The sequence below is a fragment of the Piscinibacter sp. HJYY11 genome, from assembly GCF_016735515.1.
Taxonomy (GTDB): domain Bacteria; phylum Pseudomonadota; class Gammaproteobacteria; order Burkholderiales; family Burkholderiaceae_C; genus Rhizobacter.
Genome location: NZ_JAERQZ010000001.1, coordinates 1,248,640 through 1,269,212, shown reverse-complemented (window position 1 = coordinate 1,269,212; position 20,573 = coordinate 1,248,640). Strand labels below are relative to the sequence as shown.

19 protein-coding genes are annotated in these 20,573 nt (G+C 70.5%); 5 read left to right on the top strand and 14 right to left on the bottom strand.

Annotated elements, in window-relative coordinates; all coding sequences use genetic code 11:
* Window positions 1-4: 4 nt before the first annotated feature.
* The 4 genes from JI745_RS05730 to JI745_RS05715 are packed head-to-tail and all read right to left on the bottom strand — an operon-like array spanning window position 5 to window position 4,143.
* A complete protein-coding gene (locus JI745_RS05730) occupies window positions 5-1,084 on the bottom strand; it encodes a glycosyltransferase family 9 protein (protein ID WP_236674913.1) in 1,080 nt (359 codons plus the stop codon).
* The gene (locus tag JI745_RS05725) at window positions 1,081-2,247 is read right to left on the bottom strand and encodes a glycosyltransferase family 9 protein (RefSeq protein ID WP_310738494.1); all 1,167 of its coding nucleotides are present in this window, start codon (window positions 2,245-2,247) and stop codon (window positions 1,081-1,083) included. The genes JI745_RS05730 and JI745_RS05725 overlap by 4 nt, the downstream gene beginning before the upstream one ends.
* Window positions 2,244-2,834: an HAD-IIIA family hydrolase gene (locus tag JI745_RS05720; protein WP_201804523.1), complete on the bottom strand. Its 591-nt coding sequence runs from the start codon at window positions 2,832-2,834 to the stop codon at window positions 2,244-2,246. Before JI745_RS05720 ends, JI745_RS05725 begins: the two co-directional genes overlap by 4 nt.
* A 4-nt stretch (window positions 2,835-2,838) precedes the next feature.
* Entirely contained in the window at window positions 2,839-4,143 is a 1,305-nt protein-coding gene (locus JI745_RS05715; protein ID WP_404932799.1) for a glycosyltransferase family 4 protein, read from the bottom strand.
* A 245-nt stretch (window positions 4,144-4,388) separates the two neighbouring features.
* On the opposite strand from JI745_RS05715, the gene JI745_RS05710 reads away from it, so the two are divergent.
* Window positions 4,389-5,348, top strand: a complete 960-nt coding sequence (locus tag JI745_RS05710) for a UDP-glucuronic acid decarboxylase family protein (protein ID WP_201804521.1) — start codon at window positions 4,389-4,391, stop codon at window positions 5,346-5,348.
* Here JI745_RS05710 and JI745_RS05705 read toward each other — a convergent pair whose 3' ends face one another.
* From JI745_RS05705 to JI745_RS05680, 6 genes are all read right to left on the bottom strand, one after another.
* Window positions 5,349-6,299, bottom strand: a complete 951-nt coding sequence (locus tag JI745_RS05705) for a glycosyltransferase family 4 protein (protein ID WP_201804520.1) — start codon at window positions 6,297-6,299, stop codon at window positions 5,349-5,351. It abuts the gene before it with no gap.
* The gene (locus JI745_RS05700) at window positions 6,296-7,288 is read right to left on the bottom strand and encodes a glycosyltransferase family 2 protein (protein ID WP_201804518.1); all 993 of its coding nucleotides are present in this window, start codon (window positions 7,286-7,288) and stop codon (window positions 6,296-6,298) included. Before JI745_RS05700 ends, JI745_RS05705 begins: the two co-directional genes overlap by 4 nt.
* Window positions 7,285-9,087, bottom strand: coding sequence for a carbamoyltransferase C-terminal domain-containing protein (locus JI745_RS05695; protein WP_201804516.1), 1,803 nt, complete (start codon window positions 9,085-9,087; stop codon window positions 7,285-7,287). Before JI745_RS05695 ends, JI745_RS05700 begins: the two co-directional genes overlap by 4 nt.
* Before the next feature lie 26 nt (window positions 9,088-9,113).
* Window positions 9,114-9,869 carry an SDR family oxidoreductase gene (locus JI745_RS05690; protein WP_201804514.1) on the bottom strand — a complete coding sequence of 252 codons (756 nt, stop codon included), beginning with the start codon at window positions 9,867-9,869 and terminating at the stop codon, window positions 9,114-9,116.
* Window positions 9,870-10,002: 133 nt separating this feature from the next.
* Window positions 10,003-10,497, bottom strand: a complete 495-nt coding sequence (locus tag JI745_RS05685) for a hypothetical protein (protein ID WP_201804513.1) — start codon at window positions 10,495-10,497, stop codon at window positions 10,003-10,005.
* Window positions 10,494-13,247 (bottom strand): ATP-binding cassette domain-containing protein, encoded by a 2,754-nt coding sequence (locus JI745_RS05680; protein WP_201804511.1) that lies wholly within the window; start codon window positions 13,245-13,247, stop codon window positions 10,494-10,496. The genes JI745_RS05685 and JI745_RS05680 overlap by 4 nt, the downstream gene beginning before the upstream one ends.
* A gap of 104 nt (window positions 13,248-13,351) precedes the next feature.
* Between JI745_RS05680 and JI745_RS05675 the strand changes: the two genes are divergently transcribed.
* The 4 genes from JI745_RS05675 to JI745_RS05660 all read left to right on the top strand — a co-directional run bounded on the left by JI745_RS05675 (window position 13,352) and on the right by JI745_RS05660 (window position 17,341).
* Complete coding sequence (locus tag JI745_RS05675) at window positions 13,352-14,143, top strand: ferritin-like domain-containing protein (RefSeq protein ID WP_201804510.1); 792 nt, start codon at window positions 13,352-13,354, stop codon at window positions 14,141-14,143.
* 16 nt (window positions 14,144-14,159) lie between these two features.
* The gene (locus JI745_RS05670; RefSeq protein ID WP_201804509.1) at window positions 14,160-15,332 is read left to right on the top strand and encodes a hypothetical protein; all 1,173 of its coding nucleotides are present in this window, start codon (window positions 14,160-14,162) and stop codon (window positions 15,330-15,332) included.
* Window positions 15,333-15,447: 115 nt separating this feature from the next.
* On the top strand, window positions 15,448-16,059 hold the full coding sequence (locus tag JI745_RS05665; RefSeq protein ID WP_201804507.1) for a hypothetical protein: 612 nt from the start codon (window positions 15,448-15,450) through the stop codon (window positions 16,057-16,059).
* Window positions 16,060-16,117: 58 nt separating this feature from the next.
* Window positions 16,118-17,341 carry a PQQ-dependent sugar dehydrogenase gene (locus tag JI745_RS05660; RefSeq protein ID WP_201804506.1) on the top strand — a complete coding sequence of 408 codons (1,224 nt, stop codon included), beginning with the start codon at window positions 16,118-16,120 and terminating at the stop codon, window positions 17,339-17,341.
* On the opposite strand, the gene JI745_RS05655 is transcribed toward JI745_RS05660, so the two are convergent.
* From JI745_RS05655 to JI745_RS05640, 4 genes are read right to left on the bottom strand one after another with little or no spacing between them, the layout of a single operon-like run.
* A complete protein-coding gene (locus tag JI745_RS05655) occupies window positions 17,325-18,386 on the bottom strand; it encodes a Cj0069 family protein (protein ID WP_201804505.1) in 1,062 nt (353 codons plus the stop codon). The genes JI745_RS05660 and JI745_RS05655 overlap by 17 nt on opposite strands.
* 29 nt (window positions 18,387-18,415) lie before the next feature.
* Window positions 18,416-19,462, bottom strand: a complete 1,047-nt coding sequence (locus JI745_RS05650; RefSeq protein ID WP_201804500.1) for a YeiH family protein — start codon at window positions 19,460-19,462, stop codon at window positions 18,416-18,418.
* 6 nt (window positions 19,463-19,468) lie between these two features.
* Window positions 19,469-20,242 (bottom strand): ferredoxin--NADP reductase, encoded by a 774-nt coding sequence (locus JI745_RS05645; RefSeq protein ID WP_201804499.1) that lies wholly within the window; start codon window positions 20,240-20,242, stop codon window positions 19,469-19,471.
* Entirely contained in the window at window positions 20,239-20,565 is a 327-nt protein-coding gene (locus JI745_RS05640; RefSeq protein ID WP_201804498.1) for a DUF971 domain-containing protein, read from the bottom strand. Before JI745_RS05640 ends, JI745_RS05645 begins: the two co-directional genes overlap by 4 nt.
* Window positions 20,566-20,573 lie beyond the last annotated feature (8 nt).

The window sequence follows — 20,573 nt, the reverse complement described above, 5'->3', positions numbered from 1 at the left end:
CCGCTCATGCTGCAGCCCTGAACAGCTTGAGGCTCTCGGCCACCGCGGTGGCCACGTCGGCCACGTGCAGCCCGGTCGAGCACCCGTGGCCGGTGGGGCACTGGGCAAACCCGCAGGGCCGGCAGGCCATCGGCTGCCACAGCACGCGGTGCCGCTCCCCATCGGCCGGCGCCCAGCGCGACACGTCGGCGCCCAGGCTCACCACCACGCTCGGCGTGCCGAGCGCCGCGGCCACGTGCGACGCGCCGGTGTCGTTGCACACCAGCAGTCGTGCCCCTTCGATCAGCGCGCCCAGCGTCCACAGCGTGGTGCGGCCCGCGAGCGACCGCGCCGGGGCGCGCATCGCGCGGCACACCGCGTCGGCGAGCGGTGCCTCGGCCGCGGTGCCAGTGACGATCACCTCGTGGCCCGCCTCGGCGAGCTGGTCGCCGATGGCGGCGAAGCGCTCCGGCAGCCAGCGGCGCGACGGCAGCTGTGCGCCCGGGTGCAGGCACACCCATGAGCGACGCGTGCGTGCGCCGGGCCACAACGCCGCCAGCGCCTCACGGTCTTCTGGTCGCAGCGGGAACTCGAGCCGGTTGCCCTGGCGGGGGAGGCCGAGGTGGTCGATGAGCGTGAGCAGCCGTTCCGTCTCGCGCCCTGTCGTCGGCCACGGCGCGTGCAGGGCGGGCTCGGCGCAGTAGCCGGCGGGCTCGACGAAGCCGGCCACATGCCGCGCTCCCCAGGTTGCCAGCATCGGGTTGGTGATGCGGCCGCTGCCGTGCAGCTGTAGCAGCAGGTCGAAGCGCTCGGCCTGCATGCGCTGCACGAAGCCCGGCCAGGCGGCAAGGTCGGGCGCGCGCTCCGGCAGGCCAGGGTGGCCGGGAAAAGCGAAGAATCGGTCGACGTGCGGCAGGCGCTCGGCGAGCTCGGCGGCCCACGGCAGGCCGATGAGGCTGAGTTCTGCGCGAGGAAACGCATGGCGCAGCGCCCGCAGCACCGGCACGGCGCAAAGCACGTCGCCCAGCACCAGCGCACGGAAGACGCCGATGCGCAGCCGACCGTCGACAGGCCGCAGCAGCTCGTGCAGCGACGACATGCTCATGCGCTGAGGGGCAGGGCGCCGATGGCGGCCCTGGGGACCAGTGGCACGGTGCGGTGCGGTGGGGCGTCGATGCCCATCAGCTCCAGGGCCGCACGGGCCACCGCCGGGGCCTGCACTTCGAGCAGGCAGGCGTGGTGCCCCTGGGGGCAGATGCTCTTCAGGCAGTTGCGGCACGGCACCTCGTGGTTGAGTACCCGCGAGCGCACCTGCCACGGCGTGTGCTGCGGGTTCGTCAACGCGTACAGCACCACCACCGGCGTGCCGAGCGCGGCGCAGAGGTGTGCCGGCCCGCTGTTGTTGCACACCGTCGTGTGCGCGCCGGCCAGCAGCGCCGCCAGCTCGCCGAGCGAGAGCGCGCCTGCCAGCGAGACGACCGGCGCGCCCGTGTGGGCCTGCATCGCCTGGCGTGCGCGGGCCACCAGCTCGCGCTCGTCGGGCCCGCCGGTGAAGACCACCTGGCAGCCGGTCTCGCGCTGCAGGATGTCGGCCGCCTGGCCGAAGCGCTCGGGCGGGTAGCGGCGCGAGGCCGCCGTCGCGCCCGGGTGGATCACCACATAGCTGCGCGCCGGGTCGCCCCCGGCTGCTGCGAGCTTGCGCTGCATGCGGGTCACGTCGTCGGGCAGGCATTCGAAGGCCAATCGTTCATCGGGCGTGTGCAGGCCGACGCTGCGCACCAGGTCGAGCTGGCGACGCACCTCGTGGCGCATGCCGTCTTCGCAGACCTCGCGGTCGTGCACCCAGTCGGTCAGCAGGCCATAGGGGTTCTCACGGCAATGCGCCAGGCGCAGCGGGATGCCGGCAAGCCGGCAGGCCATGGCGGCCGGCAGCGCGCTCTGCGTGCACACGGTGAAGATCACCGCCGCGTCGAAGGCGCGGTCGCGCAGCGTGGCGATGAGCTCCAGGTCGGCCGCGCTGCCGTGCTCGGGGCCTTTGACCCACGGGGCGTCGTAGACGATGGTGTCGTCGATCAGCGGCACGTGGCGCGCCACGGCCGCGCCCGAGCGTGAGCCGAGCAGGGTGAGCCGGGCGCCACCTTGCTTCAGCGCGCGCATCGCCGGCGTGCTCATGAGCACGTCGCCCAGGTTGTCGAGCCGCACCACGAGCACCTGGCGGGCGGCGGCCCAGGCCTGCGCGCGGGCGGTGTGTTCGTCTGCCGGGATCACGTCGTTTCCCTGGGCGAGGCCGACATCACATGGTCGGCCGCGAGGATGGTCTCGGCGGCTTCGAGCAGGTTGGCCACGCGGAACTCGGGCTCGCGCAAGGGCGAGCGTTTCCACTGCGTCTCGTTGCCCACGTCGAGCAGCACCGAGCGGCAGCCCGCGCGGTGGCCGGCTTCCACGTCGTCGAGGATGTCGCCCACCATCCATGAGCGCTGCAGGTCGAGGTCGAGGTCGGCCGCGGCCTGCAGCAGCAGGCCGGGCGCGGGCTTGCGGCAGCTGCAGCCGGCATCGGGCGCATGCGGGCAGCAGCGAAAGCCGGCGAGCCGCACGCCGTGCGAGGCCAGCCGCACCATCAGCACCATGCGCAGGCCGGCGAGCGCGGCCTCGTCGAAGTAGCCGAGCGCCACGCCCGGCTGGTTGCTCACCACGACGAGCGGGTAGCCGTGCTGCGACAGCAGGCGCAGCCCCTGCATCGCGTGCGGCGTGAAGGTGACGAGGCTCGGGTCGACGTTGTACGGCACGTTCTCGACCAGCGTGCCGTCCTTGTCGATGAAGACGGCGCGGCGGCGGCGGGGGTTCGGCTCGGGCACGGTGTCACCTCGCGAGGGCGGTGCCGGTGGGCGACACGAGCCGCGGCCGCTGCAGCCAGGGCGGCGGGCTCTCGCGGCGCCGCTCGCAGACCTCGCGGTACACGTCGACCAGCTCGCGCGTGATGCGCTCCCAGGTGAAGAGCGAGCGCGCGCGGCGGATGCCCGCGCGACCCATCGCGCGGGCCAGCGACGGGTTGGCCTGCAGGTGCTCGAGCTTCTGGGCCAGCGCTGCGGGCTCGTGCGGCGGCACGAGGAAGCCCGTCTCGCCGTCGCGCACCGAATAGCGGATGCCGCCCACGTCGCTGCCGATCACCGGCGTGCCGCAGGCCATGGCTTCGAGCGGCGTGATGCCGAAGGGCTCGTACCACGGCGTGGTGACGAACACGTCGGCCGCCGAGTAGTACTCGCGCAGCTCGTCGCGGCTGCGGTGGCCGACGAAGCTCACGCGTGCCGCCACGCCGCTCTCGCGAGCCACGCTGCGCAGGCGCGCGATCTCGGGCGTGCGCGCTTCGTCGGGCTCGCGGTCGTCTCCGCCCACCACCAGCAGGCGCACCGGCATGTCGGGCGGCAGGTGGGCCAGCGAGCGGATCACGTTGTCGATGCCCTTGCGCGGCACCAGGCGGCCGAGCTGCAGCACGATGAACTCGTGCGGGTCGAGGCCTAGCTTCGTGCGCGCCTGCGCGCGGTTCATCGGGCGGAACTCCGCCGGGTCGAAGCCGCACGGCACCATGGCCATGCGCTCGGGGTCGGCGCCGTAGAGTCGGGTGAGGTCGTCGCTGTCCTGCGGGCACTCGGACACGATCGCATCGGCGTCGTGCACCAGCTGCCGCTCGATCTCGAGCCGCTCGATCGGGAAGGCATCGGCCTCCTTCTGATGCTCGCGCCGCACGAGGCCGAGCGCATGGAAGGTGATGACGAAGGGCAGACCCAGCGTGCGCTTGAGCCGCTGCGCGACCATGCCCGACATGAAGAAGTTCGCATGCACCAAGTCGTAGGGCATGCTGTGCTCCATCAGCGTGCGGGTGCCGTGCGCGAACTCCGGCATGTGCGCCATGAGCTGCTCCTTCGGCACGAACTCCGAAGGCCCGGCCGGGATGTGGATGACGCGCGCCCCGGGCCGCATGTCGACGGACGGCGCGAGCGTGGCGCTGTCGCGGCGGGTGAGCACGTCGACCTGGTGGCCGGCCTGTGCGAGGCAACGGGCGACATGGGCGACGTAGATGTTCTGCCCGCCCGAATCGACACCGCCCAGCGTGGCGAGCGGCGATGCGTGCTCGCTGATGAGCGCAATGCGCAGTGGTTGCTCCATGGGAATGCTCCAGCTTCAACGGACTTCAATCGGACTGAAGCTGGAAAGGCAATGCGCATACCGGGCTTGGGCAGGCGCTGCGGATTGCCCTCACGCCGCGCACGTTTCCGATTTCGCAAAACTTGCTGCACTTCACATCGATTGAAGACGCAGTGCATCGGCGGCGCCTTCTCGATCGTGAAAGGCACAGGGCTTGCCGAAGCGCTGGACGGCCTGTCCTTCGGCGGGCCCTTGCAGGAGCACACATGCCTCAACTTTCCGTGGTGACGGGCGGCGCCGGTTTTCTGGGCAGCCACCTCTGCGACCGGCTCGTGGCGATGGGCCACCACGTGGTGGCGCTCGACGACCTGTCGAGCGGCCACATGTCGCACGTGCAGCAGCTCGCCTCGCACCCGCGCTTCGAGCTGCGCGGGCACGACGTGGTGCAGTCGTGGCCGCTGGGGCTCGACGGCGCGACGCGGGTCTTCAACCTCGCCTGCCTCGCCAGCCCCGCGAGCTACCAGCGCCAGCCGGTGCAGACCACGCTCACCAGCGCCGTGGGCATGTGGCGGGTGCTCGAGGCCGCGCAGCACAGCGGCGCGCGTGTGCTGCAGGCCTCGACCAGCGAGGTGTATGGCGACCCCGAGGTCCACCCGCAGGCCGAGACCTACCACGGCCTCGTGAACCCCATCGGCCCACGCTCCTGCTACGACGAGGGCAAGCGCGTGGCCGAGGCGATGTGCTTCGCCTACCACCGCGAGCGCAAGGCGCCGGTGCGCCTGGTGCGCATCTTCAACAGCTACGGCCCGCGCCTGCGCCCGGGCGACGGCCGCGTGGTCAGCAACTTCATCGTGCAGGCGCTGCGCGGCCAGCCGCTCACCATCTACGGCGACGGGCAGCAGACGCGCAGCTTCTGCTACGTCGACGACACGGTCGAAGGCATCCTGCGCATGATGGAGGCCGACATCGAAGGCCCGATCAACATCGGCAACCCGGTGGAGCACACCGTGCTCAAGCTGGCCGAGTACGTGCTGCGCCTGACCGGCAGCCGCTCGCGGCTGGAGCGACGCCCGCTGCCGCCCGACGACCCGAAGAAGCGCTGCCCCGACATCTCGCGCGCGAAGCACCACCTGCAGTGGGAGCCGCGCGTGTCGCTGGAGGACGGGCTTCGCGAGACGATCGCGTACTTCCGCAGCGAGCTCGCGAACGAGCGGCTGGCGGCCTGATCAGCTGGTCACGTCGCGCAGCAGCGTCATCCAGTCGGCCACGAAGCGGTCGATGTTGAACCGCTCCTGCGCCATGCGCCGACCGGCCTCGCCGATGAGGCCGGCACTGGCGCGGTCGGCCAGCAGGCGGCGCATGCCGTCGATGAGCACCTGCGGCCGGGTGTCGACGAGCCCCGTCTCGCCGTTGCGGATCACGCTCGCGAGCTCGGTGGTGGCCAGGCCCACCAGCGGCGCGCCGACCATCATGGCCTCGATCACCGCGAGCCCGAGGCTGGTGTAGCGGATGGGGTTGAAGAAGAAGCGGTGCTCGGCCATGCGGCCGGGCAAGGCGTGGTGCGGCACCTCGCCTTCGCCGCCGCAGCGTTCGCTGCCCATGCCCACGAGCGACAGCGGCAGCTCGCGTGCAGCGGCCTGGTAGACGTCGAGCCCGAGCCGGCGGCCGCGGCGGTCGAGGTTGTTCACCACCACGAGGCCGCTCTCGGTGCGGCCGTGCCAGCGGGCATCGGCGAGAGGCTTCACGCCATGCTCGACCACGCGCACCGGCGTGTCGCCGTTGTCCCACATCAGCGCATTGAAGGGCGTCACGTGGACGAGCATCGTCTCCTTGTCCTGCACCCAGTGCCGGGTGTTGGTGGGGTGCTCCTGCGGCGGGTCGTGCTCGATGTAGAGGCGCGGCAGCCGCAGCTGCGCCGGCGACAGGATGCGGTGGCGCTCGTGCTCCCAGGCGTCGCGCGACTGGAAGACGATGGCGTCGAACGCCATGTCGGCGATCTGGTCGACGTGGGCGTCGTGCACGTTGTCGCCCCAGGGCAGGATGCCGCTGCGCCCGCTGTGGTGCGTGGAGCGTGCGTCGTCGGCCACGAGGTAGAAGTCGTGCGGCACCTGCGTCAGGTAGTAGAGGTAGTTGCCATGCACGTGCCAGGTGAGGATGCGCAGCTTGCGTGTGTTCACAGGAAGAGCACCCTGAAGTGGAGGGCACCGCGCAGGCGCCAGTAGACCGAGAGGAACGGGATCAGCGCCGAGGTGCACAGCATCTCGATCACGTGGCCCGCGTCGTGGCTGGTGTGGCGCAGGCGCTGCCAGGCGAAGCGCAGCACCAGCACGGCCACGCCGATCGCCGCCACGCCAGCGGCGATGCCTTGGCCCGCCACGAGCAGCACGATGGACAGTGCCGTCAGCAGCACGGTCGCGTAGTAGCTCCACGGCGGCACCGGGCGGATGCTCGTGCGGTAGCGCTCCGGGTGCTTCTTGTAGAGCAGCGCGTCGAAGAAGGTGTTGCGCTGCTGCGAGAGGCTCAGGCCCCAGGGCGCCGCACGCACCGGGTGCACCACCTCCGCGATCGGCGAGCGGCCCACCGGGCCGGCCTGCTCCATCAGCCGGAACTGCAGGTCGGAGTCTTCGCGCCAGGCGCGCAGGAAACGCTCGTCGAAGCCGCCGACCGTCTCCATCGCGTGGCGCCGCACGAAGGCGTTGGCCGTCACGAACTCGGCGGTGGCCAGGCCCTGCGTCATGCGCGCATGGTCGGTGGGCGGCGGCGCCACCGGCACCACGACGCGGCCGCACAGCGCCACCCAGGCCGGGTGGGCGCGCAGCTCGCGCTCGCCCTCGGCCAGCCAGTCAAGCGAGGGGATGGTGTCGTCGTCGGTGAAGGCGAGGAGCTCGCCGCGCGCGGCGCGCCAGCCGGCGTTGCGGGCCACCGCCGGGCCACGGCCCTGCGGCGGCCGCAGGTAGCGGACGACCGGCAGGCCATCGCCGCGCGCGGCGATCTGCTGCACCGCATCGCGTGTCGCGTCGTCGTGGCCGTCGTCGACCACGACGACCTCGTAGTCGCGGGCGTCGACCTGCCGCTGCGAGAGCACGGCGCGCAGGCAGCGCAGCAGAAGCTCCGGCCGCTTGTAGGTCGGGATGACGACGGAGATGCGTGGAGGGCTGTCGCTCATCTTGGTTTTTCCACGAGGAAGCTCCCGATGGCGAGCACATCGAGCGGCGTGCTGTGGAAGGCCTCGATCGCCGCCTTCGGCGTGCACACGATGGGCTCGCCGCGCACGTTGAACGAGGTGTTGACCAGCACCGGCACGCCGGTGATGCCGGCAAACGCGCGCAGCAGCGCATGGAAGCGCGGGTTGGTGTCGGCGCTCACGGTCTGCACGCGTGCCGTGCGGTCGGTGTGGCAGGCCGAGGGGATGCGCGCCGCCTGGCCGGGTGCGACGTCGTAGACGAAGAGCATGAAGGGCGAGCGCCCCTCGTTGGCGTCGGACGGGCGGAACCAGTCGGCGAAGTCTTCCTCGGTCACCGCCGGGGCGACGGGGCGGAAGTCCTCGCGGTCCTTCAGCTCGTTGAGGCGCGCCTGCATGGCGGGGTCGATGGGCGAGGCGAGGATGGAGCGGGCGCCGAGCGCGCGCGGGCCGAACTCCATGCGGCCCTGGTACCAGCCGACGATGCAGTCGTCGGCCAGCAACTGCGCCGTCTCGGCCGCCAGGTCGGTGGCGCGGCGGTAGGGGAGCTTGGCCCAGCGCAGCAGCTGCTCGATCTCGTCGTCGTCGAAGCCGGGGCCGAGGTAGGCGTGGTTCATCTGCCAGAGGCGCGGCGCGAAGGTGCAGGCCGTGGCGGGCGTGAGCTTGTCGGGGAAACCACTCGGCGGCAGGCCGCGGCGCTCGCGTGCATCGGTCCACAGCGCGGCACCGAGCGCGGTGCCGGCGTCGCCTGCCGCGGGCTGGATCCACACGCTGTCGAAGAGGCCGCTGTCGCGCAGCCGCGCGTTCATCACGCAGTTGAGCGCCACGCCGCCGGCCATGGCGAGCTGGCGTTCGCCGCTGGCCTTCTGCAGCCAGCCCGCGAGCTGCAGCGCCACGTCTTCCAGCACGTCCTGCAGCGAGGCGGCGAGGTCGAGGTACCGCTCTTCCATCGCGGCGCCGGGCACGCGCGCCGGGCCGACCAGGGTGTCGAGGTCGATCCGGTTGATGCGGTACTGCCCCTCGGCGCCGATCTCGATGTGATCGCGCAGGCCCTGCGCATAGCGCGGCGTGCCGAGTGCGGCGAGCGCCATCACCTTGTACTCGTCGCTCGACTGCAGGAAGCCGAGGTGCGTGGTGACCTGCTCGTACAGCATGCCCAGCGAATGCGGCATCAGCACCTCGCCCATCGGCTCGTAGCGGCTGTCGCGGTAGCGGCCGTAGGTGGTGGTGGCGTGCTCGCCGCGGCCGTCGAGCGTCATCACGGCGCATCGCGAATAGGGCGCGGCGAGGAAGGCGCTCGCCTGGTGGCAGGTGTGGTGGTTGACGAAATGCCAGCGGTAGGGCGCGCTGTCGGCCTTCACGCCCGAGAGCCGCTTGCGCAGGTGGTGCGGGCGGCCGTCGGCGAGCTGCCGTGGCGCGTTGACGATGTAGGCGGCGAAGAGCGGGTCCCACGGGTTCTCCCAGCGCTCATCGGGCGCGGCGGCCGAGGGCTGCAAGGGGAGGGTGATGGTGGCGCTCGTCGAGTTCTGCAGGCGCTCGCCGAGGAAGTTCTGCGGGTCGTAGCTGTAGGCCACGTGGTCCAGGTCGGCCAGCGTGATGCCGGCCTGGCGCAGGCAGTCGTCGATCGCGTGGAAGGGCAGCTCCCAGGCCGAGAAGGGCACGGGCCGCTTGCCGTGCTTGATGCGGGTGAAACGCTCTTCTTCCGACGCGGCGATGACGACGCCGTCTTTCACCAGCGCGGCAGACGAGTCGTGGAAGGCGGCGTTGATGCCGAGTGTGTACATGGCGAGCTCCTGTTGTCCGTGGCCTGTCAGGGCCAGGAGGTTTCGCGCATCGGCAGCACGGTGATCTCGGGCACCACCGTCTCGTCGGGCTGCGTCAGGGCGAAATGCACCGCGCGGGCGACGTTGAGCGGGTCCTGCAGCACGCCCGGGTCGATGTCGGGGAAGCGGTCGAGCAGGAAGGGGGTGCGCATGCCACCGGCCACCACCGCCGTGACCTTGATGCCCTGCGGCCGCAGTTCGGCGTGCAGCGCGTGCGAGAGGCCCAGCAGGCCCCACTTGGTGGCGTGGTAGGCCGAGGCGTTGGGCCATGCGCGCTTGGCGGCGGTGGAGGCGATGTTGATGATGTGACCGCCGCCTTGCCCGTTGGCGCCTTTCGCGCCCATCACCGCAGCCGCGTGCTTGGCCATCAGGAAGGGGCCGGTGAGGTTGGTCTGGACGATGCGCTCCCAGTCGCTGCAGCTCAGCTCGGCGACGGGCACGGTGATGTCGATGGCGGCGTTGTTGACCACCGCGTCGAGCCGGCCGAACTTTTCGCGCGCGGCGGTGACGACCTTGCGCACGTCGTCGTCGTTGCCGACGTCGAGCGGCATCGCGAGTGCCTTGATGCCGCTTTCGGCGAGCACGGCCACGCGGTCTTCTGCGCGCTCGAGCGCGATGTCGGCGATGACGAGCTGGGCGCCTTCCTCTCCGAGCACTTGTGCGATGGCGGCACCGAGGCCGCGCGAGCCCCCGGTGATGATGATGGTCTTGCCTTGGACGGATGAAGGGCGTGTGGCGGTCATGGTGACTCCTGAGAAGCGGTGAGGCTGCTACGGCACGCGGTGTGCCACCGCCGGCGCTGTGAACGCGGCCGCGCCGCCGGCGCCGCCGTTTACCGAAATTGAAAAAGCTGCGGTGAAAGCCACCGCGGCCGGATCACACCGACAGGCGCCCCGCCTTCACGGCGGCCGCATGCCGCTCCTTCGCGATGGCGCGCAGGTTGGCCGCCACGGCGGTGGCGAAGGCTTCGTCCCACCACGCTTCGGCACCGCTCACGCCGACCACGATGCCGTCGACGCAGACGCTGCCCCACAGCAGGCTGTCGCCCTGGCGCAGCGTGTGCGCGCGTGCGTGCTGGATCTCGCTGCTGCCGAGGCCGCTGCACCAGCTCAGGCGCGCCTTGGCGCGAGCGAAGCCGGCGTAGTCGGCATCCCACCGGGTGCGGTCGCCGATGCAGTGCTCCAGCAGCACCGCTTCCTCGAAGACGCACTGGTCGGGCCGCAGCGCCGGGTCCATCACCACGATGACGAGAAAGCCGCTGCCGCACACACCGGGCTCGCGCATCGCGGGCTCGATCATCGGCAGGGCGAGGGCGATGGCGCGGCGGGCGGCGTCCACGTCGGCGAAGTGGCTGGGGGCGGGCTGGGTCATGCGGGGGTCTCCTGGAGCGTCTCTGGTTGGAAGGGGCGGCCGGTGAGGGCGCACAGCGCACCCACCAGCGTCTGCAGTTCGACCGGCTTCGAGAGATGCATCTGGAAGCCTGCGGCCAGCGCCTGCGCGCGGTCGCCGCCTTCCGCGAGGCCAGTCAGCGCGATGGCAGGCATTCGCTGTTCCTCGCGGCGCCCCCGCTGGTCTTCGAGCTGGCGCACGTGCTGCATCACCGCGTAGCCGTCTTCCTGCGGGCCGAGCAGGATGTCGCACAGCATCGCGTGCGGCCAGGCGTGCGTGGGCTGGCTGGCGAGCCAGGCGAGCGCTTCGCCGCCGTGGCCGAAGGGCACGACCGAGGCGCCGTCGAGCGAGAGCGCCATGCCGAGCGAGTCGCGCGCGTCGGCCTGGTCGTCGACCACCATCACGGTGAGGCCGGCGAGCGGCTGCTCTTCGCTCGCGGGCGCCGGCGCAGCCGGCACCGAGATCGCCCGCAGCGGCAGCTCGACCACGTAGCGCATGCCCTTCAGCGCACCGGCCTGCTCGATCACCAGGCTGCCGCCCTGGCGCTCGATGGTGGAGCGCAGCTGCATCGGGTCGATCGGCGTGCCGTCGCCTTCGGGCGAGACAGGCATGGGCCCGTCGGCGGTGCCGGCGTGGTGGCGCCCGTCGGTGACGGCAAGCCGTGCCTGGTTGCCGCTTCGCGTGAGGCTCAGCTCGATGCGGCCGCCGGGCGGCGTGGCCTGCAGCGCCCAGAAGCACAGCTCGCGCAGCGCCTGGGCCAGCGTGCCGGGGTCGCCGGTGATGCTGGCGTCGTCGATGTCGATTTCGGTGGCCAGGCGCACGCGCCGCGCTTCGATGACGTCGCGCAGGCCGTCGATCGCGTTCGCCACCAGCGACACCAGGTTGACCGGCCGGCGCGCGAGCTGCCGCTCCAGGCGCTCGAACTGCTGCTGCTGACGCTGCAGGTTCCACAGCTGCGCGTAGAGCCCATCTTTCGCGAGCAGGTCGTCGTGGCGGCCACGTTCGACGATGCGGCCCTTGTCCATCACGATGATCTCGTCGGCATCGACGATGGTCGACAGCCGGTGCGCGATCACGAGCGTGCTGCGGCCCTGCGCGATGCGGTCGAGCTCGCCCTGGATGGCGCGCTCGGCGCGGGTGTCGAGCGCCGAGGTGGCTTCGTCGAACACCATGATCGGCGGGTTCTTCAGGAAGGCGCGTGCGATGGCGATGCGCTGCTTCTCGCCGCCCGAGAGCTTCAAGCCGCGCTCGCCGACGCGCGTGTCGTACTGCTGCGGCAGCGAGAGCACGAACTCGTGCACCTGCGCCGCCTTGGCCGCTTCCACCACGTCGGCCAGGCCGGCGCCCTGGCGGCCGTAGGCGATGTTGTAGGCGATGGTGTCGTTGAAGAGCACCGTGTCCTGCGGCACCACCCCGATGGCACGGCGCAGCGAGGCGAGCGTGACCTCGCGCACGCTCTGGCCGTCGATGCGGATGTCGCCGGCATCGGCCTCGTATAGCCGCATCAGGAGCCGCGCGAGCGTCGACTTGCCCGAGCCGCTGCCGCCCACCACCGCCACCGTCTTGCCGGCGTCGATGGTGACGCTCACGTCCCACAGCACCTGGCGGCCGGGCTCGTAGGAGAAGTCGACGTGCTCGAACTGCACCACGCCTTCGCGCACCGTGAGCGCGGGCGTGCCGGGCGCGTCCTGAATGTCAGGCTTCTGGTCGAGCAGGGTGAAGAGCTTCTCTGTGTTGACGAGCGCATCGCTCGCCTCGCGGAAGACGAAGCCCAGCGCGTTGAGCGGCAGGCAGATCTGGATGATGTAGGCGTTGACGAGCACGAGGTCGCCGACCGTCATCACGCCTTGCACCGTCTGGTGGGCGGCGAGCATCATCACCGCCGCCACGCCCACGGCGATCACCGCGCTCTGGCTGATGTGCAGCACCGAGAGCGCACGCTGGTTGCTGAGGCTGCCGCGCACCCACTCGGCGCAGATGTCGGCGTAGCGCTGGCGCTCGTCTTCCTCGCGCGCGTGGGTCTTCACCGTCTCGTAGTTGAGCAGGCTGTCGACGAGCCGCCCGTTGGCGCGCGAATCCATCTCGTTGACGCGCCGCTGGTGCAGCTCGCGCCGCTGCGTGAGCAGCATGGTGACCGCCGCGTAGACGAAGAAGGTGACGAGCACGATCAGCGTGAACCACAGGCTGTAGGCTGCGGCCAGCACGCACAGAACCGCCACGAACTCCACCAGCGTGGGCACCACGGTGAAGAGCCCCGCACCGAGCAGGAAGCCCACGCCGGCGGTGCCGCGCTCCACGTCGCGGATCAGCGAGCCGGTGTTGCGCAGCACATGGAAACGCGGGCTGAGCGACATGAGGTGCGCGAAGCTGCGCTCCGACACCGCCGTGACCGTGCGCCGCGTGACGGGCGCGAACACCAGGTCGCGCAGCTCGGTGAACAAGGTGCTGCCGAAGCGCAGCAAGGCGTAGGCGAGCAGCAGGAAGACGGGCAGCACGAGCACCACCGGGTCGCTCTGCGTGCCGGCGGCGGTGCTGCCGGCGGCGAGGTTTTCCGGGCGGCTGAAGCGGTCGACGATGGCCTTCAGCAGCAGCGGCACCGTCACGGAGGCGAGCTTGGCCAGCACCAGCAGCGCGATGGCGGCGATGGTGCGGCGGCGCTGCGCCCAGGCCGCCTCCCAGAGCCCGGTCAACACACGGCGATGGTTGCTCGAAACGGACGCGAAAAGGGCCATGGCCGCGGGGTGCAATCGACGTGCCGAGGGAAAACGCGCAATGGCACACCCCTTGCCGAATGTGAGCTCTACACCCGCAACCCACACACGCAGAGGCCGCCCACATGCAACCCACTTCCCTCGGCCCCAACATGACGGGAGCGACGCTCGCCCCCGCCGCGCTGGCCGCCATGACACAAGCCACCGACGAGCTCACGCCGTTCGACGAGATCGACACGTCCGAGATGGAATCGCAGAAGCTCGCGTACATCGACGAGTCCGACGCCGTCGGCTCCATTCCCGTGCCCACCACGCTGAAGGGCGTGGCCAAGTCAGGGCTTTCCAAGCTGCAGGGCAAGCACCCCGGCGTGTTCCTCGACAAGCTCGGCGAGCGCCTGGCCTACGAGCGCACCGGCGTGCGCCTGTACGACGCGCTGATCCTCAAGTACGAATCGGCCGCGCAGCTCGACCAGGGCGATGTGTTGCCCGCCGTGCTGCTCGAAGGCCCCGACGGCCAGGCCCGCTCGCCCGAGACGGCCGAGGCCTTGCTCCACCGCATCCGGGGCGAAGAGCTCGAGCACTTCCAGCTCATCACGCAGGCCATCGTCAAGATGGGCGGCGACCCGACCTGCATGACGCCCTGCGCCGACGTGACGGCGCTCGCGTCCAGCGGCTTCATGCAGGTGCTCAACGACCCGCGCACCACGCTCGCCCAGTGCCTCAACGCGATGCTTGCCGTAGAACTTGCAGACAACGCCGGTTGGGAGCTGCTGGCGACGCTGGCCGACGACATGGGCGAGGGTGACCTCGCAGGCCAGTTCCTCGGCGCGCTCGCGCAGGAGCAGGAGCACCTGCTCATCGTCAAACAATGGTTGACCGGGCTGGTGGTCGAAGACCCCAAGCCCGCGGCCGTCTGATCCAGGAGGCAAGCCCATGGCCATCAACCTTTTCACCGACCGCGGCGTGTCGCTCGACCGCCAGAAGTTCACCTGGAAGGAGCTCGTGCAGAACCCGATCTCCAAGCTCGACGACGAGGCCTTCACGCGTGTGCGCGTGATCCTCATGAACGGCGTGGAGCTCGACTCCCTGCGCATGAAGCAGGTGATGCTGCGCACCAACGGCCCGCTTCGGGAGCCCATCGCGAAGCTGATGCGCACCGAGCAGCACCAGGCGACGCTCATCAACTGGCTGATCGGTGCCGACCATTCGCCCATCGAGACCACCATCGGCTACGAGCAGACCGCCATCGAGGTGACGGCCTCCGTCGCCCAGCTCGAGGCCGACCCCTACCTCGCGCAGGGCTACCGCTACGCGCTGCTCGAAGACTTCGACCACCTCTACCGCTACAGCGCGCTGCTCGATCGCCTGGAAGGCAAGGACGCCAACAACATCACCCAGGGGCACACCGACATCATCCCGGCGCGGCCGACGATGGTGCACCACCGCGCGCCCGAGCACGAGCTGCTGCGCCCCTACGAACGCACCGCCACGCTTGCCACCAAGCTGCACGCCTTGACGCTGACCGGCGGCGAGTACCAGACGCACGACTACTACATGAACATCGGGCCGCTCTTCACCGACCCGATGGCGCGGCAGCTCTACGCCGAGATCGCGTCGATCGAGTCACAGCACATCACGCACTACGGCAGCATGATCAACCCCGACGAGCTGCCGCTGGAAAAGATGCTGCTGCAGGAAGCCTGCGAGGTGTGGAACTACAGCGCCTGCCTGGAGCAGGAGACCAACCCGCGCATCAAGGCGATCTGGGAGCGTTTCCTCGACTACGAGCTGGGGCACCTGCAGGTGGTGATGGAGCTGTGCAAGTCGCAGGGCATCGACCCGGCCGAGCTGCTGGGCGACGGCCAGCTGCCAGCGCCCATCGTCTTCAAGAGCCACCGCGAGTACCTGCGCGAGGTAATCGCCAACGAGACCCAGCTGCGCAAGAACGGCACCGAGTTCGTCGACGCGGCGCAGGAGGGCGAGACCTCGCTGCTCTACCGCGAGCAGATGAACAGCGAAGGCTCGCCGTCGGAGACAGTGTCGGCCACCTACCGCTGGTCGGCGGGCACCGAGCTCGCGCGGCCGCCGCTGCGGCGCGTGGCCTGATCGGCGCGGGCGGTCAAGCGCGAAGAGCCGGGCGAAACCCGGCTTCCTGCCTCGATCGGCCGCGTCCTGGCGCTGCCAGGATGGGGTTGGCCGGCGTTTCGGCCCGAGGACACGCGTGATCTCCTTCAACAGTGCCAGTTCGCTCCTGAGCTTTCTCACGACCAAGGCCGAGTCGTCCGGCGCCGGCTCGCTCATCGGCGGCGGCAGCACGGCCACCGTCAGCGACAAGGCGAAAGCCCAGGCCGCCACCACCGCAGAGGCCGCGCTCAAGGCCGCCGGCAGCACCCACCAGGCCGCCGTGGCCGGTCGCGCGCTCGACAAGCAGCAGGCCACGCTCGCGAGCGACCTGCGCGCCGCCATGGGCCGCGCCAACGTCAAGCTCTCCAGCCCGGTCGAGTTCTCGGTCAGCAGCAGCGGCGCGGTCTCGGTCAACGGCGCCGCGGCCGACAAGGCCGCCGTCACCGCCTTCCTGAAAGCCGACACCAGCCGGCCCAGTTTCTCCACCCGCATCGCCACGCAGGCGCGTGACGCGCTGGAGCTGTCGGCCAGCATCCAGCAGCGCGCCGCGATCTCGCAGGCCGCGCGCTACGCCGGCTCGTCGGGCGGCGTGATGTCGATGTACACCTCGCTGATGCAGCAGTCGAGCGCGGGCAGCACGGCGGTGTTCACCGTGTCGGCGAACGCGAGTTCGCTCACCTACCCGGGATCGTTGGCCGCAAAGGCATGAGCGTCTGAAGGGAACTGTGTTTGCCCTAGGCTCGGGCCTTCACACAGCCGGGGCTCCCATGACGACACATCCACTCCAGGCGCTGCTCGCGGCGCCGCTGCTCCTGGCTTGCGTGGTCGCGGGGGCCCAGTCCGCGGCGACCGGCTGCCAGCCTCTCGAGACCCGCGCGGCCAACGCCCCGTCGCAGCGACCTGCCTTTGCGGGGCAGACGCGCGCCTGCGCGGCACCGCGCAGCGCGCCGGTGAAGGTCACGGTGCTCGCCACCGGGCTCGTCAAACCCTGGGCGGTGGAACCGCTGCCCGATGGCGCCGTGCTGGTGACCGAGAAACCCGGCCGCATGCGCATCGTCTCGGCCAACGGCACGCTGGGCGCGCCGATCGCCGGCGTGCCCGCGGTGGATGCGCGCGGGCAGGGCGGCCTGCTCGACGTGGCGCTGAGCCCGGGCTTCGCCACCGACCGCACCGTCTACTGGAGCTACTCCGAGCCGCGCAGCGGCGGCAATGGCACGAGCGTGGCCAAGGGCGTGCTGTCGGCCGACCGCACGCGGCTGGAGCAGGTGAGCGTGATCCTGCGCACCCTGCCCACCTACGACGGCGACAAGCACTACGGCTCGCGCCTCGCCTTTGGCCCCGACGGCATGCTATACGTGACGACCGGCGAGCGCTCCGACCGTGTCACACGCCCGCAGGCGCAGGCGATGGACAGCCACAACGGCAAGATCCTGCGCATCCGCCCCGATGGCAGCGTGCCGCCGGACAACCCCTTCGTCGGCCGTGCCGGCGCCCGCCCCGAGATCTGGAGCCTGGGCCAGCGCAACGTGCAGGCTGCGGGCTTCGACCCGCAGGGGAGCCTCTGGGTCGTGGAGATGGGCACGCGCGGCGGCGACGAGCTCAACCTCATCGAGAAGGGCAAGAACTACGGCTGGCCGGTCATCGCGTATGGGCTGGAGTACTCGGGCCTGCCGATCGGCGAGGGCGCCACGGCCCGTGAAGGCATGGCCCAGCCGCAGTACTACTGGGACCCGGTCATCGCGCCCTCGGGGGCGCAGTGGTACACGGGCGATGCCTTTCCGGCGTGGAAGGGCAACCTCCTCGTGGGCAGCCTGAGAGACAAGAAGCTCGTGCGCCTGGTCATCGAAGGGCAGCGTGTCGTCGGCGAAGAATGGCTCCTGGCCGACCGCGGCAAGCGGGTGCGCGACGTGCGGCAGGACAAGGCCGGCGCCGTCTACCTCGTGACGGACGAAGAGGACGGCGAGGTCTGGAAACTCACGCCCGGGTCGTGACGGCGCGAAGCGCCAGGCGCCGCCGGATCGCGTCGACGATCGGCTGAACGCACGAGGGCGGGAACGGCGACACGCTGCTCACGTTGATCTCGCACAGCACGAAGCGCTCTTCACCGGAGGCCGGGCGTTCCCCGAACATGAAGTCGCAGTCCCACAGCAGGGGCAGCTGCTCGCACGGAAGGCCGACCGCGGCGCGCAGTTGCTCGACCCAGCCGGTTTCGAGCAGGTGCTTCAGGCCCTGGAAGGCCGCAAGCTCCGGCCCGTGGTACAGGCGCGGCCCGGCGGCGGGCGCTTCTTCGCCGGGGCGCGCCGGGTAGAGCGCGTTGATGGCCTGGTGGCCGAACCCCGCGACCCTGTCTTCGACCAGGTACGCCCGCACCATGCCGTCGCTCAGCCGCGCTTGCCACGCCTGGTCGATCATGTGGCCGCCGTTCTGCGGCTCGAAGTACTCCTTCATCCGCTCGAGCAAGGCCGGCAGGTCCATGGTCGTTTCGACGCTGCCGCGTTCGGCGTGGCGCAGGCGCATCGTGAGGGGCGAGCCGTCGACCAGCCGTTCCACGCGCCAGACGCCGATCCCGCTGTGCCCTCGGTGCTGCTTGAGCACGCGAGGCCCGGAGGCCAGGCGCTGCGGGAGATCGGCCGCCAGTTGCGCGAGGCTGTCGATGCGGTGCACGTCGCTGCCGAAGGGCAGCGCTTTCGTCGCGACCAGCACGTCTTTCGTCCCGAGCTTCAAGATCGCATCGGGATGCGCGCTGACCTCCACACCGGCCGCGGCCACGCGGCGAAGCAGCGCGTCGAGACGATCGCGGCGGTAGCCGTCCTGGATGGGGTTGCACCAGACCTGCACCAGGTCGACGTGGCTCAGCTGTGCCTCGACTTCGCCCGCAAACCCATCGTGGTACACGGCAGGCTCGGCCGACACGCCGGCCGCGGCCAGCGCTTCGAACAGGGCGGCAAAGCGGCTCTCGGCCGGGTCCGAGCGGTCGCGTGCCTGGCGATCACCCGGGTACAAGAGGGCAACGCGCCCTGGCGTGGCATCGGCCATTCCGTCCTCCTGCATCGAAGCGTGCGTTTTCAGGTCGACACGCACGCGGCGCCAAGCACGACCGACGCCAGCCAGACGCTGGTGGCGGCCATCAACAGCACAGGTCGCCATCCGGCGCCCGCGAGCTGCGGGAACGATGCCTTCATGCCCAGCCCGGCCGCGCCGAGCACGAGGCAGGCGCGGGAGGCGATCGACAGCGCGGGCTCGACACTGCGCAGCATGCCCACCGAGTTTAGGGCCGCGAGCAGGAGGAAGAGCCACAGGAACCCGGGCACGAACTCGGTGATGCGGCCGAGCGCCGCGCCCGAGCGTTTCTCGATCGGTGGAGACGTTGCCCGGCACGCGATGGACACGCCCAGCACCACCACCACCAGCAGGCTCACCCGCAGCAGCTTGACCAGCGACGCGACATCGCCCGCCGCAGGGGAGATGGAATAGCCCGCCACCACCACCTGCGCCACATCGTGGATGCTGCCGCCGATGAAGAGGCCGGCCGCAGCCGGCGGCAGCTCCAGGTGGCGCGCGATCAAGGGGTAGGCCACCATCGCGACGGTCGACAGCAGCGTCGCCATCACGACGACGATCAGCGCATGGCGCTCGGTGGGCGTCTCGCCTTCATCGGCGCGGGGCAACACCGCCGCGATGGCCAGGGCCGCCGACGCACCGCAGATCGCCGTGGCGCCCCCGGCCAGCACACCCAGCGCCCAGGGCAGCTTCAGCACCCGGGCCAGCCACCAGCCGCAAGCGAGCGTGCTGGCCACGGCACCCACCACGATGAGGACCGTGGGCCAGCCCAGGCTGGCGACCTGGTCCCAGGTGATGCGGGCGCCCAGCAGGCCGATGCCCAGGCGCAGCAGCGCGCGGCTGCACAGGTCGACCCCCGGGGTGATGCGGTCTTCGGCGCTGTGCTGGCTGATGGCGATGCCGAACAGCAGCGCATAGAGCATGGGCGGCCCGTGGTGCAGCGAGGCCACGAAACCTGCTGCGAGCGCGATCAGCACGCAGGTCGACAAGCCGGGCCAGACGCGACGCAGGCCTTGCGCCGAAGCCTCGAGCAGAGACGTCTGCGCCAGCATCCGGTCTCACTTCTCGACGAAGGCCCGCTCGATGACGAAGTGCCCCGGCGTGCTCATGTTGCCTTCGTTCATGCCGAGCTTGTCGAAGAGCGCGCGTGTGTCGCGCAGCATCTCGGGGCTGCCACAGAGCATGAAGCGGTCGTGCTCCTTGCTGATCGGCGGCAGCTTGATGTTGCGTGTCAATTCGCCGCTTTCCATCAGCACCGGGATGCGACCCTGGTTGCGGAAGGCCTCGCGCGTGACCGTCGGGTAGTAGATGAGCTTTTCCTTCACCTGGTCACCGAAGTACTCGTTGGCCGGCAGCTCCTTGGTGATGACCTCGTCGTAGGCCAGCTCGCCGACCTGGCGGCAGCCGTGCACGAGGATCACCTTCTCGTAGAGCTCGTACACCTCGGGGTCACGGATCATCGCCATGAAGGGTGCGAGGCCCGTGCCGGTGGACAGCAGGTACAGGTTCTTGCCGGGCAGGAGGTTCTGCGTGAGCAGCGTGCCCGAGGCCTTGCGGCCGATCTTCACCGTGTCGCCGACTTGGATGTGCTGCAGGCGCGAGGTGAGCGGGCCGTCGGGCACCTTGATGCTGAGGAATTCGAGCGTTTCTTCCCAGTGCGGGCTCACCACGCTGTAGGCGCGCAAGAGCGGCTTGCCGTCGACCTCGAGGCCGATCATCGTGAACTGGCCGCTCTGGAAGCGGAAGCCGGGGTCGCGGGTGCAGGTGAACGAGAACTGCCGGTCGGTCCAGTGGCGAACGCTCAGCACACGCGAGTCGAAGAGGGCGCTCATGGCGATGCCTCCAGGGCGAGTTGATGCAGAGAAAGCTGGTGCAGATACGGCCACGGGTAGATGCCGCGGTCGTGGCCATCGCTGAAGACGAGCTGCACGCCCATCTCGCCGATCGGGTTGATCTGGGTCAGCGCGACGTCGGCAGGCGCCTGCGGTGGCTGGCCATCACGACGGCGCCGCTCGCAACCTGAGCACTTGCAGGCGGACCTGAGATGCGCCGCGGTGAACTTCACGTGCGGCCCGTCGGCCCAGCCCATTTCCAGCAGGCCGCTGGTCTCGTGCCACACCACTTGGGTGGGCACGGCGTCGGCAGACAAGAGCATCTCGGCCT

What these genes read in the sequence shown, in the direction of transcription:
- JI745_RS05730 (WP_236674913.1), bottom strand. Translation starts at nt 1,084, where the DNA reads ATGAGCATGTCGTCGCTGCACGAGCTGCTGCGGCCTGTCGACGGTCGG.
- JI745_RS05715 (WP_404932799.1), bottom strand. Translation starts at nt 4,143, where the DNA reads ATGGAGCAACCACTGCGCATTGCGCTCATCAGCGAGCACGCATCGCCG.
- JI745_RS05710 (WP_201804521.1), top strand. Translation starts at nt 4,389, where the DNA reads ATGCCTCAACTTTCCGTGGTGACGGGCGGCGCCGGTTTTCTGGGCAGC.
- JI745_RS05700 (WP_201804518.1), bottom strand. Translation starts at nt 7,288, where the DNA reads ATGAGCGACAGCCCTCCACGCATCTCCGTCGTCATCCCGACCTACAAG.
- JI745_RS05695 (WP_201804516.1), bottom strand. Translation starts at nt 9,087, where the DNA reads ATGTACACACTCGGCATCAACGCCGCCTTCCACGACTCGTCTGCCGCG.
- JI745_RS05690 (WP_201804514.1), bottom strand. Translation starts at nt 9,869, where the DNA reads ATGACCGCCACACGCCCTTCATCCGTCCAAGGCAAGACCATCATCATC.
- JI745_RS05685 (WP_201804513.1), bottom strand. Translation starts at nt 10,497, where the DNA reads ATGACCCAGCCCGCCCCCAGCCACTTCGCCGACGTGGACGCCGCCCGC.
- JI745_RS05680 (WP_201804511.1), bottom strand. Translation starts at nt 13,247, where the DNA reads ATGGCCCTTTTCGCGTCCGTTTCGAGCAACCATCGCCGTGTGTTGACC.
- JI745_RS05675 (WP_201804510.1), top strand. Translation starts at nt 13,352, where the DNA reads ATGCAACCCACTTCCCTCGGCCCCAACATGACGGGAGCGACGCTCGCC.
- JI745_RS05670 (WP_201804509.1), top strand. Translation starts at nt 14,160, where the DNA reads ATGGCCATCAACCTTTTCACCGACCGCGGCGTGTCGCTCGACCGCCAG.
- JI745_RS05660 (WP_201804506.1), top strand. Translation starts at nt 16,118, where the DNA reads ATGACGACACATCCACTCCAGGCGCTGCTCGCGGCGCCGCTGCTCCTG.
- JI745_RS05655 (WP_201804505.1), bottom strand. Translation starts at nt 18,386, where the DNA reads ATGGCCGATGCCACGCCAGGGCGCGTTGCCCTCTTGTACCCGGGTGAT.
- JI745_RS05650 (WP_201804500.1), bottom strand. Translation starts at nt 19,462, where the DNA reads ATGCTGGCGCAGACGTCTCTGCTCGAGGCTTCGGCGCAAGGCCTGCGT.
- JI745_RS05645 (WP_201804499.1), bottom strand. Translation starts at nt 20,242, where the DNA reads ATGAGCGCCCTCTTCGACTCGCGTGTGCTGAGCGTTCGCCACTGGACC.
- JI745_RS05640 (WP_201804498.1), bottom strand. Translation starts at nt 20,565, where the DNA reads ATGCTCTTGTCTGCCGACGCCGTGCCCACCCAAGTGGTGTGGCACGAG.